Source organism: Stenotrophomonas sp. KH_052 (assembly GCF_057838755.1).
Window position 1 is genome coordinate 1,280,465 of sequence record NZ_CM174475.1, and the last position, 13,312, is coordinate 1,293,776.

The following is a 13,312-nucleotide window of genomic DNA, read 5'->3' on the forward strand; positions in this document are numbered from 1 at the left end:
GCCGGCCAGCGGCCGGCTCTACCCCGCCACCCGGCGCAGGAACTCTTCGGCATCCATAGGCCGGCCAAGGTGATAACCCTGCAACTGGTCACAGCCCAGTTCGCTCAGGTACTCACGCTGTGCCTGCGTCTCCACGCCTTCGGCCACCACCTGCAGCTGCAGGGTGCGGCCCAGCGCGATGATCGACGACACGATGGCGGCGTCTTCGTCGTTGCGTTCCAGGTCATGCACGAATGCGCGGTCGATCTTGAGTTCGGTAGCCGGCATCCGCTTCAGGTACAGCAGGCTGGAGTAGCCGGTGCCGAAATCGTCGATGGCGATATGCACGCCCATCGCGGTCAGGTCGTTGAGGATCGCCAGGCTGGCGTCGACATCCTTCATCGCCGTGGTCTCGGTGATCTCCAGGGTCAGCCGCGCCGGTTCGATCCGGTGCCGCTGCAGCACCTCGCGCACGCTCTCCAGCAGCGCCGGCGAGGCGAACTGCAGCGGCGACAGGTTGACCGCCATCGACCATTCCGTATGCCCGGCCTCGTGCCATGCCCGCAGCTGCGCACAGGCGCGGTCCAGTACCCAGTCGCCGATCGGCAGGATCAGGCCGCTGCGCTCGGCGATGGGAATGAACACATCCGGCGCCAGCAGGCCCAGTTCCGGGTGCTGCCAGCGCAGCAGCGCCTCGGCGCCGGTAGCCGGTGCGCCAGCGGCCGGGAACTTCGGCTGGTAGTGCAGCAGCAGCTCGTCACGCGCGATCGCCTTGCGCAGGTCCTGCAGCAGGCGCAGCTGGCGGTTGGCGCTGAGCTGCATCGACGGAGTGAAGAAGGTATAGCCGTTACGGCCGGTTTCCTTGGTGTGGTACATCGCCGCGTCGGCGTGCGCCATCAGTTCGCGCTCGTTGCTGGCGTCATCCGGGTACAGGGCGATGCCGAGACTGGCGCTGACCTGCAGTTCGGCCGCATCCAGCGTGAACGGCTCGCCGGCGGCGGCGATGATGCGTTCGGCTACCACCACCGCGTCGTCCGGGATGTCGATGGCCAGCACGATCACGAACTCGTCGCCGCCGAGGCGCGCGAATGTGTCCTGCGGCCGCAGCAGGCCGCCGATGCGCTGTGCCACCGCCACCAGCAGGCGGTCGCCCAATTGGTGGCCGTAGGCATCGTTGACCGCCTTGAAGCCGTCCAGGTCGCAGAACATCACCGCCACCGCGCGGCCACGACGGCGCGCCTTCTCGATAGCCTGCTCGATGCGGTCCTGCAGCAGCATGCGGTTCGGCAGCTGGGTCAACGGGTCATGCAGCGCGGCCTGGATCAGCTTGTCGTTGGCGTGCGCCAGCGAATCGGCCGGCAGGCCGGTGCGCACGCGCATCTGCCGGTCGAACAGCGAGGCGACCAGGGCGATGCCCAGCGTGGCCACGGTGGTGACGATCACCAGCACCGCCAGCCAGCGGGTGTCGATGCCGCCACTGCCGACCGCGCCGCAGATGCTGCCTTCAGGGAAACGTGCGGCGGCCATGCCGGTGTAATGCATGCCAACGATGGCCAGGCCCATCACCAGCGAGGCCAGGGCGCGCAGACGCAGCGTGTTGCGCTGCTCGGCCCGCAGCCGGAAGGCGATCCATAGCGCGGCGCCGGCGGCACCGATGGCGACCGCGATCGAGGCGGCGAACCAGCCTGGGTGATAGTCGATACCCGGCTGCATGCGCATCGCGGCCATGCCCAGGTAGTGCATGGTGGCGATGCCCAGCCCCATCAGCACCGCCCCGGCCAGCAACCGTCGCCAAGGCAGGCTGGGCCGCGACACCAGCCACAGTGCATAGGCCGAAGCACCGATCGACACCGCCAGCGAGTACAGGGTGATGCCGAGGTCGTAGCCGACCGGGATCGGCAGGTCGAAGGCGAGCATGCCGATGAAGTGCATCGACCAGATGCCCAGGCCCATCGCCGCCGCGCCACCGGCCAGCCACCAGCGCGCCACACGACCTTCGGCCGTGGCCAGCCGGCCGGCCATGTCCAGCGCCGTGTACGAAGCAAGAATGGCCACCAGCAGGGAGATGGTGACCAGGCTCTGACTGTAACTGCCAGTCATGTCGGATCCAGTGGGGGAGGGAGGGGCGCCCGCAAGGCGCACGCCCGCGACCCCTATCGGCGCAGGTGGGCGGGACTTGAGCGGTCGCAGCAGCTGCGACCCGGCTCGGCTATCCTGCCACGCCTGTTCCCATTGCTGGAAATCATCCGATGGCTAAAGCCCGCACCGCCTACGTCTGCAATGAATGCGGCGCCGAATTCAGCAAGTGGCAGGGCCAGTGCACCGAGTGCAATGCCTGGAACTCGCTGTCGGAAATCGTGCTGGAAAGCGCGGCGGCGGCCAAGGCACCGGCCTCGCGCCGGGCCGGCTGGGCCGGCAAGATCGACCCGCCGAAGATCACCGCGCTGAAGGACGTGGAGCAGACCGAGCACCGCCGGGTCTCTACCGGCATCGGCGAGTTCGATCGCGTGCTGGGCGGTGGCCTGGTCGAGGGCGCGGTGGTGCTGGTCGGTGGCGACCCGGGCATCGGCAAGTCGACCCTGCTGCTGCAGGCGGTGGCGAAGATGGCGGCCGTGCTGCCGGTGCTGTACGTCACCGGCGAGGAATCGCTGGCCCAGGTGGCCGGCCGCGCGCATCGCCTGGAACTGCCGCTGGACGGCGTCAACGCGCTGGCCGAGACCGGAGTCGAATCGATCCTGCAGCACGCGTCCAAGGGCGGCCCGCGACTGATCGTGGCCGACTCGGTGCAGACCCTGTGGACCGAGAGCCTGACCGCCGCGCCGGGTTCGGTCAGCCAGGTCCGCGAGAGCGCGGCGCGTCTGGTGCGCTTCGCCAAGGAGACCGGCACCGCCGTGTTCCTGGTCGGCCACGTGACCAAGGAGGGCGGCATCGCCGGCCCGCGCGTGCTCGAGCACATGGTCGACGCGGTGCTGTATTTCGAAGGCGAGAGCGGCAGCCGCTTCCGCCTGCTGCGCGCGTTCAAGAACCGCTTCGGCGCGGTCAACGAGCTGGGTGTGTTCGCGATGGGCGACAAGGGCCTGAAGGAGGTCTCCAACCCGTCGGCGATCTTCCTGTCTGGTGGCAGCACCCACCAGCCGGGCAGCTGCGTGATGGTCACCCGCGAGGGCACGCGGCCGCTGCTGGTGGAGGTGCAGGCGCTGGTCGATGCCTCGCCGCTGTCGAACCCGCGCCGTGTCGCGGTCGGCCTGGAGCAGAACCGCCTGGCGATGCTGCTGGCGGTGTTGCATCGCCACGGTGGCGTGCTGGTCGGCGACCAGGACGTGTTCGTCAATGTCGTCGGTGGCATCCGCGTGCAGGAAACCGCGGCCGATCTGCCGGTGCTGCTGGCGGTTCTGTCCTCGCTGCAGGACCGCCCGCTGGCGGAAAAGACGATCGCTTTTGGCGAAGTCGGCCTGTCCGGTGAAATCCGCCCGGTACCCAATGGCGAAGACCGCCTGCGTGAGGCCGCCACCCATGGTTTCAAGCGCGCCATCGTGCCCAAGGCCAATGCGCCCAAGGGTGGTTCGGTGAAGGGCATGGAAGTGATCGCAGTGGAGCGCCTGTCCGAGGCCATCGACGCGGCGTGACCGCGCCGGTAGCGCCGGGCCATGCCCGGCGACGGTTGTCGTTCATCCCGCCGGGCATGGCCCGGCGCTACTGGCGCGGATCTGGAATACGACCTCAAACACGGCAACGGTCAGCCTCCCTGTGCTAGTTTTTCCCGCTCGACGAAGGCGCCCACTGGCGTCTTTCCGTGCCCAGGAGTAACCGATTACATGCAGGACACCGCACTCACCGCCCCCAACGCCGAAATTCGTCGCGCCGGGGTCGATCTCAATGGACTGATGACGGTGCTGGGCAAGCACCTGTATTCCACCCCGGTGGTGGCGCTGCGCGAGCTGGTGCAGAACGCGCACGACTCGATCATCCGCCGTCGCATTGAACAGCCTGGCGTCGAGGTGCCCTCGCGCATTTCGGTGCAGGTCGATGCCGCTGCTGGCGTGCTGCGCATCAGCGATACCGGTGCGGGCCTGACCCGTCAGGAGATCCATGACTACCTGGCCACTGTCGGCGTTGGCTATACCCGTGGCCTGCGCCAGGGCGGCGAGGACGATGAAGGCCTGATCGGCATGTTCGGCCTCGGCTTCCTGTCGGCGTTCGTGCTGGCGCGCAGGGTCAGCGTGCGCACCACCTCGTACCAGACGCCGGAGCTGGGGCACCTGTACGTGTCCAGCAACGCCGAGCAGTACACCGTCAGCGAAATGCCGGCGCGTGCGGTCGGTACCGAGGTGGAGCTGGAGCTGCATCCGGATTTCCTGCCGCTGGCCAACGAAGCGCGCCTGCACGAAGTGTTGGGCCGCTACTGCGCGCTGCTGTCCGAGCCGATTTTCATCGGTGCCGGGGCCGAGGCGCTCAACCCTGAGCCGCCGCCGTGGCGCGGCCAGGGGGAGGTCGCCGTGCATCCGGTGCAGGCGCGGCGCCAGGCGCTGCAGTTCGCGGCGCGCTTCGAGCACGACTTCGAGCCCATCGTGACCATGCCGTTGCGTGCCGATGGCAACAGCGATGCCACAGGCATGTTGTGGGTACAGGACGGCGCTACGTACGGCACCAGTGACAACCGCAACCTGTCGGTGTTCGTGCGCGGGATGCTGCTGGACGACGATGCGCGCGACCTGCTGCCGCCGTGGGCCGGCTTCATCGGCGGTGTGATTGAATCCTCGCGGCTGACGCCCACTGCCAGCCGCGAGGACCTGCAGCGCGACGACCAGTACCGCGCCGTGCAGCATGCATTGCTGGAAGCGCTGATCGATGGCCTGGCCGATGTCGCGCGGCAGCAGCCGGAAGCCTGGCGGCGCGTGCTGAGCCGCCACAACGAGGCGCTGCTGGGCGCGGCGCTGTGTGATGACCGCCTGTTCGAACTGCTGCTGGAGCATGTGCGCGTGCCGACCTCGCAGGGCGACCTGCCGGCCAGCGCGTTGCCGGCGCGTGGCGCGGTGCACGTGATTCTCGACAACGGCGGCGGCTTCGAGGAAATGCTGTTCCGCGCAATGGGCGTACCGGTGGCGCACGGCCATCGCTATGCGGTGGTGCCGTTCCTGCGGCGCTGGTCCCAGGCCAAGGGGTTGCGTCTGGTCGAACTCGGCACCGAGCAGGGCAACCGCGCGCTGTTCCGCACCGATGACAGCTTTGATGAGGCGCAGCTGGCATGGCTGCGCGAGCAGCTCGGCGATGGGGAGCAGCTGCTGCCGGCACGCTTCAGCCCCGAGGCACTGCCGGTGGTGGTGGTGCCTGACCGCGAAGCCGAACTGAAGCAGCGGCTGGAAGACGACGAGAACGACAAGCGTGTGTCGATGGCGGCGCTGCGCCTGGCCCGGCAGTTCACCGCGCGCATCGAGTCGCGCGCGCCGTCGCGGCTGTACCTCAATCTCGACAACCCGGCGGTGCAGGCCCTGCTGCGCGCCCAGCGCGACGGCCATCCGCAGGCCGAAGCCGCTGCACGCCTGTTGCGTTCGCTGAAGATCATCGTCGCCGCGCAGGGCCGTCCGCTGGCCCGCACGGCCGCCGCGCAAGGCCCGGATCTCAATGGCGCCTTCGCCGATATTGCCGGTGCCCTGCAGCAGATGCTGCGCTGAGCACCACACCCTCTCATCCAGCCTTCGCTAGACAGGAGCATTTACCCCATGGACATCTGGAACTGGGTCGAAAAACTGCAGGGTGACCTGCGCCAGGCCGGCCAGGCGCAGAACGCGCACCTGCTGAACCGTCTCGCCGACGAGGTCAGCGAACTGCAGGTCGACCGCGTCGACGCACTGCTGCCGGAAGCGCGTGCGCTGGGCAAGGCGCTGGACAACCCGTGGGTCGACGTTTACGTCGGCCACTGGGCGCTACGCAACCGCGTCGGCAACCGCGTCGAAGGCGAGAGCGCGCTGGGCGAAGCCGTGGCGTTGTTCGAGCGTGCGCATCGCGAGGACACCCTGGAGTGCCCGCAGTCGATCTGCGTGACCCAGGATCTTGCCGCCTGCTACGGCAACATCGATGGGCCCGGTTGGGTGCCCGAGCGTATCGAGGTGTGCGATGAAACACTGGGCCGCATCGACCCGAGCTGGGCCTGCTTCCAGTGCCTGAGCTGCGAGAAGGCCGATGCACTGCTTGATGATGGCCGCGGCCAGGATGCACTGGATTACCTGCAGGTGCAGTCCGACGCGATCGAGGCCTGCGGCAAGGAAGTGTTCGACAGCTTCCCGGAGATGCAGATCAAGATCCTGCTGGGCATGGGCCGCGCTGAGGAAGCGCTGGCGCTGATCGAAAAGCGCGAGGCCGAAGTGGCGGCGTCCGGCGAGTACGAGCCGGCCAACTGCACGGTGCCGCGCCGCCTGTCCAAGGCATGGGCGCTGGCCCAGTTGGGCCGCGACGAAGAGGCGCTGCAGCAGCTGGTGCCGTGGAGCGAACTGACGCCTACCTACTGGCGACTGTGGGCGAACACCGCCGCAGCGCTGTGCCAGCGTGATCCGGCGCGCAATACCTGGGACCTGGGCACGCGCTTCAACACCATCATCGAACACTTCGCCCGCGTCGGTTCGCATCGGCTGCTGATCGAGGTGGCCGCGCTGAGCCTGGAGCTGGCCCTGCAGCGTGGCGCGCGCTGGGTTGCGCAGCGCCAGCTGGAATTGGCCCGCACTCATCTGGCGCAGCTGCGCCAGGACCGTGGTGCGGCAGCGCTGGTGGCCGGCCTGGCGGCACGCATCGATGCATTGCCGGATGTGGCGCCGCTGCCGGTGCCGGCCAGCGAACTGCTGGCCTGGCTGCACGAGCAGGGGGAACAGAACCAGTCGCGCGATCCCGAGCGTGAGGCGCAGTGGTTGCTGCAGGCGCACGAGCAGCTACCCGATGACGAGGCGCTGGCCGAGATGGCTGCCTCCGCCTTGAGCGCCTGCGGGGCGCAGACGGAAGCGCGCGCATTGCTGTGGCGCTTCGTGCGCGCACACACGCAGGATGATGGCCCGGCCGCCTACACGCTGATGCGCTGGCTGACCGAGCACGGCGACGACGAAGGCCTGCGCCAGCTGGCTGATGCCTATCGCGGCAGCGTGCCGGTGTTTGCGCACTGGTGCGAGGTGCAGCGCGCCCGCCGCGTGTCGGACTGGCCGGCGCTGGAGCAGGCCGCGCAGGCGCTGCTGGCGGCCTCGCCGGGCTCGCATGGCGCACGCGGCACGCTGGCACGCATGTACATGGAAACCGGCCGTTTCAGCGAGGCGCAGGGCTGCTATGCGCAGCTGGTGGAGCTGCTGGAAGAGCCGAGCGCCGCGCACTGGGACCACATGAGTGCAGCCAGCGCGGCACGTGACTGGGACGCGGTGCGTCGCTCGGCGGCGGCGATCGGCATGGAGCTGTCCAGCCAGGACGGCGTGGTCGAGGAGCCGTGGGGCTGGGTGATCATCCGCAGCGAAGAGAACGGCGAGCCGATGGAGTACTACGCGCGCCGCAGTGGCCCGGTCACCGCACGTATCGTCGAGAACGCACCGGCCAACCGTGCGCAGCAGGTGGGCGACTGGGTGGTGTTCGATGCTGCGCTGGTGCACCCGGCGCCGGAGGAGGAGGAGGCGCGCGAGCATTTCATCCCGACCTATGCGCAGGTGCATGTCCTGGAGCGTGGCGGCTTCGCCCGCAGCTGGCTGATCGACGGTGCGCACCCGGGCGAAGACGCGTGGAATGCATTTGTCGCAGCGGCCGAGGCGCAGGGCTGGCAGGTGTGGTCGCACAGCCGCCCGGACTACACCGTGACCGATCCGGACGAGGAGGAGGGCACGCTGCCGGGCCTGCTGTTCACCGTCGCCCAGCCGCAGGACCATGCACCGCTGGCGCTGCACCGCTTCCTGCAGCAGGAAACCGCGACGTGGCCGCATCCGCATTGCTGGCTGCGGTTGGCCGAAGCCTGCGACCAGGATCGCCAGCCACATCTGGACGTGATCGAGCGTTACGGGTTGTAAGCTCACCGCGCTGCGCGCTCGCCGGGCATGGCCCGGCGCTACCCACCCGATTCCGGTAGCGCCGGGCCATGCCCGGCGTCCCCCCATGCAAGGAATGGAATACATGCGAAAGACAGGGATGTTCATGATCGCCGGGCTGCTGCTGGCGCCCGCCGTGCAAGCCACACCGGCCTGCCAGGAGCCCACCGCTGTGGCCCGTGCCTTCTACGAGGCAACCACCGGCAATGGCGATCTGCTGGAACCGCCGCCGGCGCTGGTCAGCCCGGCCTTCGTCAAGGCCCTGCGTGGCGAGCGCGCCTGCCAGACGCGTGAGGAAGGCATCTGCACCATCGATTCCGATCCGTGGCTGGACGCCCAGGATGGTGACGTCGACAGCCCGGTGCGATACAGCTGGAAAAAGATCTCGGCCACTACGGGCCAGGTTGAAATGCGCTATTCGGTATGGAATACGGCCTACCTGACCCGCCTGCCGATGGTGCGCGAAGGCCAGGGCTGCTGGCAGGTGGACGACATCCTCACCAACAGCGGTCGTTCGGTACGGAAGATCCTGGCCCAGCCGGTGCCTTGACCGTCTACGGCATCCACGCATGGCGTGGAGCTACTCCATGTGCGATTGCCGGCCAGCGGCCGGCACTACCGGGGTGGGTGCCGACCGTTGGTCGGCACGCCTTTATCGCGAATGCCCGAACACCAGTTCGATCACGAACTGGCTGCCGAAGAACGCCAGCAACAGCAACAGCATCGCCGCCAGCGTCCAGTGCACCGCTTTCATGCCGCGCCAGCCGTAACGTCGGCGGCCGATCAGCAGCACACCGAATACGATCCACGACAGCACGCTCAGCACGGTCTTGTGCACCAGCTTCTGCGCCAGCAGGTCGTCGACGAACAGCACGCCGGTGACCAGGGTCAAGGTCAGCAGCGCGAAGCCGACGGTGATCACCCGGAACAGCAGCGATTCCAGATCGGCCAGCGGCGGCAGCGCCCGCAGCCACGGCCGGAACTCGCGGCGTCGCAGTGCACGTTCCTGCAGCCACAGCATGATCGCCAGCAGCGCGGCGATGCTCAGCGTGGCGTAGGCCAGCAGCGCCAGCCAGGCGTGGCTGGCCAGGCGCCAGCCCAGCACCTTGCTCGGTTCGTGGCCGTAGCCGTGGTAAGCCAGCAGCAGTACCGCGGCCAGCGGGAACACCACCACGCCCAGTGCCGACATGCGCCCGCGCGCGCCGACCAGCGAGGTCAGCCAGGCCATGCCCAGGCCGACCAGCGACAGTGCGGCGAAGAAGTGCATGTCCGGCCCGCCGTTGGTGCGCATGGCCACCATCACGTGGTAGCCGCCGTGCAGCAGCATCGCCGGCAGGGCGGGCCACAGCCAGGCGGGGGAGCCGGTGCTTTCATCGCGGCCAAGCGCACGCACCAGCAGGGCGCTGGCGGCCAGGTAGAGCAGGGCGGCGATGAGAACGATTAACATCGTTGCAGTTTCGCATACCCCCGTGATGCTGGCGACGGCCCCGTGGTCGCAGTCCGGGGAGGGGAGCTGACCCGTTATACTGTCTGCCTTATTGTCCCCCGCTTTCAGACAGGTTGCGCCGCATGTTCGAGTCCCTGACCCAGCGCCTTTCCGGCACCATCGAGCGCCTGCGTGGCCGCGGCCGCCTGACCGAGGAGAACATCCGCGAGGCGACCCGCGAGGTCCGCATCGCGCTGCTCGAAGCCGACGTTGCGCTGCCGGTGGTGCAGGCCCTGATCGAGCGCATCAAGGTGCGCGCGGTCGGCCAGGAAGTGCTGAAGTCGCTGACCCCGGGCCAGGCCCTGATCAAGGTCGTGCGCGACGAGCTGACCGCGGTGATGGGCGCCGAAGCCAGCGACCTGAACCTCAATGTGCCCGCTCCGGCCATCATCCTGATGGCGGGCCTGCAGGGCGCCGGCAAGACCACTACCGTGGGCAAGCTGGCCAAGCACCTGAAGGAAAAGCGCAAGAAGAAGGTGATGGTGGTCTCGGCCGACGTCTACCGTCCGGCCGCGATCGAACAGCTGAAGACCCTGGCCGAGCAGGTCGGCGTGCTGTTCTTCCCGTCCAGCGCCGACCAGAAACCGGAAGCCATCGTCCGCGCCGCCATCGACGATGCGCGCAAGTCGTTCGTCGACGTGCTGCTGGTCGATACCGCCGGCCGCCTGGCCATCGACGAAGCGATGATGGCCGAGATCAAGGCCCTGCACGCGGCGGTCAACCCGGCCGAAACGCTGTTCGTGGTCGATGCCATGACCGGTCAGGACGCGGCCAACACCGCCAAGGCCTTCGGCGATGCGCTGCCGCTGACCGGTGTGGTGCTGACCAAGACCGACGGTGACGCGCGTGGCGGTGCCGCGCTGAGCGTGCGCTACATCACCGGCAAGCCGATCAAGTTCGTCGGTGTCAGCGAAAAGCCGGAAGGCCTGGACGTGTTCCATCCGGACCGCATCGCCAGCCGCATCCTCGACATGGGCGACGTGTTGTCGCTGGTCGAGCAGGTCGAGCAGCAGGTCGACAAGGACAAGGCCGCCAAGCTGGCCGAGAAGGTCGCCAAAGGCAAGAAGTTCGACCTGAACGATATGCGTGACCAGCTTGAGCAGATGCAGAACATGGGCGGCATCGGCGGCCTGATGGACAAGCTGCCGGGCCTGGGCAACATCCCCGACCACCTGAAGCAGCAGGTCAGCCAGGGCAAGGAAGTGCCGCGCATGATCGCCATCATCAGCTCGATGACCAAGAAGGAGCGGCGCAACCCGAACCTGCTCAATGGCTCGCGCCGCGCGCGCATCGCCAAGGGTTCCGGCGTGACCCCGGCCGACGTCAACAAGCTCATGAAGCAGTACATGCAGATGGAAAAGATGATGAGCAAGATGGCCGGCGGTGGCATGAAGGGCATGATGCGCAGCATGAAGGGCATGATGGGTGCCATGGGCGGCCGCGGCATGCCGTTCCGTTGATGCAGCGACGGGGTCGGCGCGCATCGCGATCCGGCCCCGGTCACAATGACTGGCGTATGCTGGGCGGCGACTTCTCCAACAGGTATGTCGCGTGAACGCATCGCCGATTCTTGAACGCGCCGACACTTTCTGTCGGCGTTTTTCATTGCAGCTTCCGATCCTGCTGGCACCGATGGCCGGTGCCTGCCCGGTGCCGCTGTCGGCCGCGCTGGCCAACGCCGGCAGCATGGGCGCGATGGGTGCGGTGCTGTCGCCGGCCGCCGATATCGGCCGCTGGATGGATGACTTCCGCGCTGCCTCTACCGGCCCGGCGCAGGTGAACCTGTGGCTGCCGGATCCGGCGCCCGTTCGCGATGTCACCGCCGAAGCCACCAGCCGCGCCTTCCTCGCCCAATGGGGGCCGGACGTGCCTGCCAGTGCCGCCGATGCTACCCCGGCTGATTTCGACGAACAGTTTGCTGCCTTGCTGGCCGCGCGCCCGGCCGTGGCCTCGACCATCATGGGCGTGCTGTCGCCGCGCCACGTGCAGCAGTTGAAGGACGCCGGCATCGCTTGGATCGCCTGCGCGACCACGCTGGCCGAAGCGCGCGCGGCGCAGGATGCCGGTGCCGACGCGGTGGTGGCACAGGGCGCCGAAGCCGGTGGCCATCGCGGTGCGTTCGACCCCAGCCTGGCCGAGCGCCAGCTGGTGGGCCTGTTCGCGCTGCTGCCGCGCCTGGCCGACCACCTGCAGATTCCAGTGATCGCCGCCGGTGGCATCGCCGATGGTCGTGGCATTGCCGCTGCGCTCACGCTGGGCGCCAGCGCGGTGCAGATCGGCACTGCATTCCTGCGCACGCCCGAAGCGGCGATCGCCTCTGCGTGGGCCGATGGACTGGCGGCCAGCGAACCGGAAGACACCTGGCCGACCCGTGCTTTCAGTGGCCGCCTGGGTCGCGGCCTTGCCACGCCCTATGTACGCGCCGCAGCCGCCGAAGGTGCGCCGGCGCCGCGCCCGTACCCAGTGCAGCGCGGCCTGACCGCACCGATGCGCAAGCAGGCAGCGCAGGAAAACCGGTTGGCCGCAATGCAGGCCTGGGCCGGGCAATCGGCATGGATGGCGCCGGCACGACCGGCCGCCGATGTGCTGCACGACATGTGGAGCCAGGCGCAGGCATTGCTGAAATGACGGTGACCTGCAACGGCCGGCCAGCACAGGTTGAGGATCTGCTGCCGGCGCTGGTCAACTACGGCCACTTCACCTCGCTGCAGGTGCGGGGAGGGGCGGTGCAGGGACCGGACCTGCATCTGGCGCGGCTGTCGCACGCAACGCGTCAACTGTTCGGCAGCGAGCTGGATACGGAGCAGGTGCAGGGCTGGATGGCGCAGGCCCTGCAGCTGGCCGGGCTGGCTGATGTCTCGCTGCGGGTGACCGTGTACTCGCGCCATTTCGATTTCCGCAATCCGCTGGCGGTGGTACCGGTGGACGTACTGGTGGCGGTGTCCTCGCCGGTGGCGCTGGCCGTACCCAAGCGTGTGCGCAGCGTGACCTGGCAGCGCGAACTGCCGCAGATCAAGCATGTGGGCACCTTCGGCCTGTTCGCCGAGCGCCGCGCGGCGATGGCTGACGGCTTCGACGATGTGCTGTTCGTGACCGCCGATGGCGCAGTGAGTGAAGGCAGCACCTGGAACCTGGCCGTGCACGACGGTGAACGACTGGTCTGGCCGCAGGCGCCGGCGCTGCGTGGTACCGCCGAGGCCTTGCTGAGGCAGCACTGGCCAGGCCCGCAGGTCACGCGACCGCTGGCACTGGCTGAACTGGGGGGGGTGAAGGCGGCCTTTGCCTGCAACGCCAGCGGCCTGTGGGCGCTGGACGCCATCGACGGGCATGCCCTGCCGGGTTCGCAGGCGCTGGCGGAACAGGGCAGGGCGGTGCTGGCGGCGGTGCCCTGGCGGGGATTGGGGTCAGATCCCTCTTGCCCTGAAAAAGGGATCTGACCCCGGTTGGCCAACCCTGGGGTTGGCTCCGGCCGACACTGCCGCTATAATCGCCGGCTTACCGCGCCATCCTGGCGACTGGGCAATAGGAAAAAAGACCATGGTCAAGATTCGACTGACCCGCGGCGGCGCCAAGAAGCGTCCGTTCTACCACATCATCGTGACCGACGTTCGCAGCGCCCGTGATGGCCGCAACATCGAGCGCGTCGGCTTCTACAACCCGGTTGCACAGGGTGGCGAGAAGCGCATCGAGCTGGATCTGGCCCGTGTTGACCATTGGGTCAAGAACGGCGCCCAGCCGACTGAAAAGGTCCGCAACCTGATCAAGGAAGCGACCAAGTCCCAGGCCGCTGCGGCCTGATCCC

10 protein-coding genes are annotated in these 13,312 nt (G+C 68.2%); 8 read left to right on the plus strand and 2 right to left on the minus strand.

The window, feature by feature from the left end:
- Nucleotides 1–18 precede the first annotated feature (18 nt).
- The gene (locus tag AC3ITW_RS05825; RefSeq protein ID WP_489390141.1) at nucleotides 19–2,079 is read right to left on the minus strand and encodes a putative bifunctional diguanylate cyclase/phosphodiesterase; all 2,061 of its coding nucleotides are present in this window, start codon (nucleotides 2,077–2,079) and stop codon (nucleotides 19–21) included.
- 149 nt (nucleotides 2,080–2,228) lie between these two features.
- Between AC3ITW_RS05825 and radA the strand changes: the two genes are divergently transcribed.
- The 4 genes from radA to AC3ITW_RS05845 all read left to right on the plus strand — a co-directional run bounded on the left by radA (nucleotide 2,229) and on the right by AC3ITW_RS05845 (nucleotide 8,574).
- The gene (gene radA, locus AC3ITW_RS05830) at nucleotides 2,229–3,605 is read left to right on the plus strand and encodes a DNA repair protein RadA (protein WP_004148820.1); all 1,377 of its coding nucleotides are present in this window, start codon (nucleotides 2,229–2,231) and stop codon (nucleotides 3,603–3,605) included.
- A 189-nt stretch (nucleotides 3,606–3,794) separates the two neighbouring features.
- Nucleotides 3,795–5,651: an ATP-binding protein gene (locus tag AC3ITW_RS05835; protein ID WP_489390142.1), complete on the plus strand. Its 1,857-nt coding sequence runs from the start codon at nucleotides 3,795–3,797 to the stop codon at nucleotides 5,649–5,651.
- Nucleotides 5,652–5,699: 48 nt separating this feature from the next.
- A complete protein-coding gene (locus AC3ITW_RS05840; protein ID WP_448122713.1) occupies nucleotides 5,700–8,006 on the plus strand; it encodes a hypothetical protein in 2,307 nt (768 codons plus the stop codon).
- 103 nt (nucleotides 8,007–8,109) lie between these two features.
- On the plus strand, nucleotides 8,110–8,574 hold the full coding sequence (locus tag AC3ITW_RS05845; protein WP_489390143.1) for a YqhG/Tai3 family protein: 465 nt from the start codon (nucleotides 8,110–8,112) through the stop codon (nucleotides 8,572–8,574).
- Between the two features lie 102 nt (nucleotides 8,575–8,676).
- Here the strand turns inward: AC3ITW_RS05845 and AC3ITW_RS05850 are convergent, their stop codons facing one another.
- The gene (locus tag AC3ITW_RS05850; RefSeq protein ID WP_032127560.1) at nucleotides 8,677–9,471 is read right to left on the minus strand and encodes a cytochrome C assembly family protein; all 795 of its coding nucleotides are present in this window, start codon (nucleotides 9,469–9,471) and stop codon (nucleotides 8,677–8,679) included.
- Nucleotides 9,472–9,593: 122 nt separating this feature from the next.
- Here AC3ITW_RS05850 and ffh point away from each other — a divergent pair, with 122 nt between their 5' ends.
- The 4 genes from ffh (at nucleotide 9,594) to rpsP (ending at nucleotide 13,308) form a co-directional block, all read left to right on the plus strand.
- Nucleotides 9,594–10,970 carry a signal recognition particle protein gene (gene ffh / locus AC3ITW_RS05855; protein ID WP_004149025.1) on the plus strand — a complete coding sequence of 459 codons (1,377 nt, stop codon included), beginning with the start codon at nucleotides 9,594–9,596 and terminating at the stop codon, nucleotides 10,968–10,970.
- Nucleotides 10,971–11,061: 91 nt separating this feature from the next.
- A complete protein-coding gene (locus AC3ITW_RS05860; RefSeq protein WP_100467990.1) occupies nucleotides 11,062–12,138 on the plus strand; it encodes an NAD(P)H-dependent flavin oxidoreductase in 1,077 nt (358 codons plus the stop codon).
- A complete protein-coding gene (locus AC3ITW_RS05865; RefSeq protein WP_489390144.1) occupies nucleotides 12,135–12,947 on the plus strand; it encodes an aminotransferase class IV family protein in 813 nt (270 codons plus the stop codon). Before AC3ITW_RS05860 ends, AC3ITW_RS05865 begins: the two co-directional genes overlap by 4 nt.
- A gap of 100 nt (nucleotides 12,948–13,047) precedes the next feature.
- The gene (gene rpsP, locus AC3ITW_RS05870; RefSeq protein ID WP_012510436.1) at nucleotides 13,048–13,308 is read left to right on the plus strand and encodes a 30S ribosomal protein S16; all 261 of its coding nucleotides are present in this window, start codon (nucleotides 13,048–13,050) and stop codon (nucleotides 13,306–13,308) included.
- The last annotated feature ends 4 nt before the right edge of the window (nucleotides 13,309–13,312 follow it).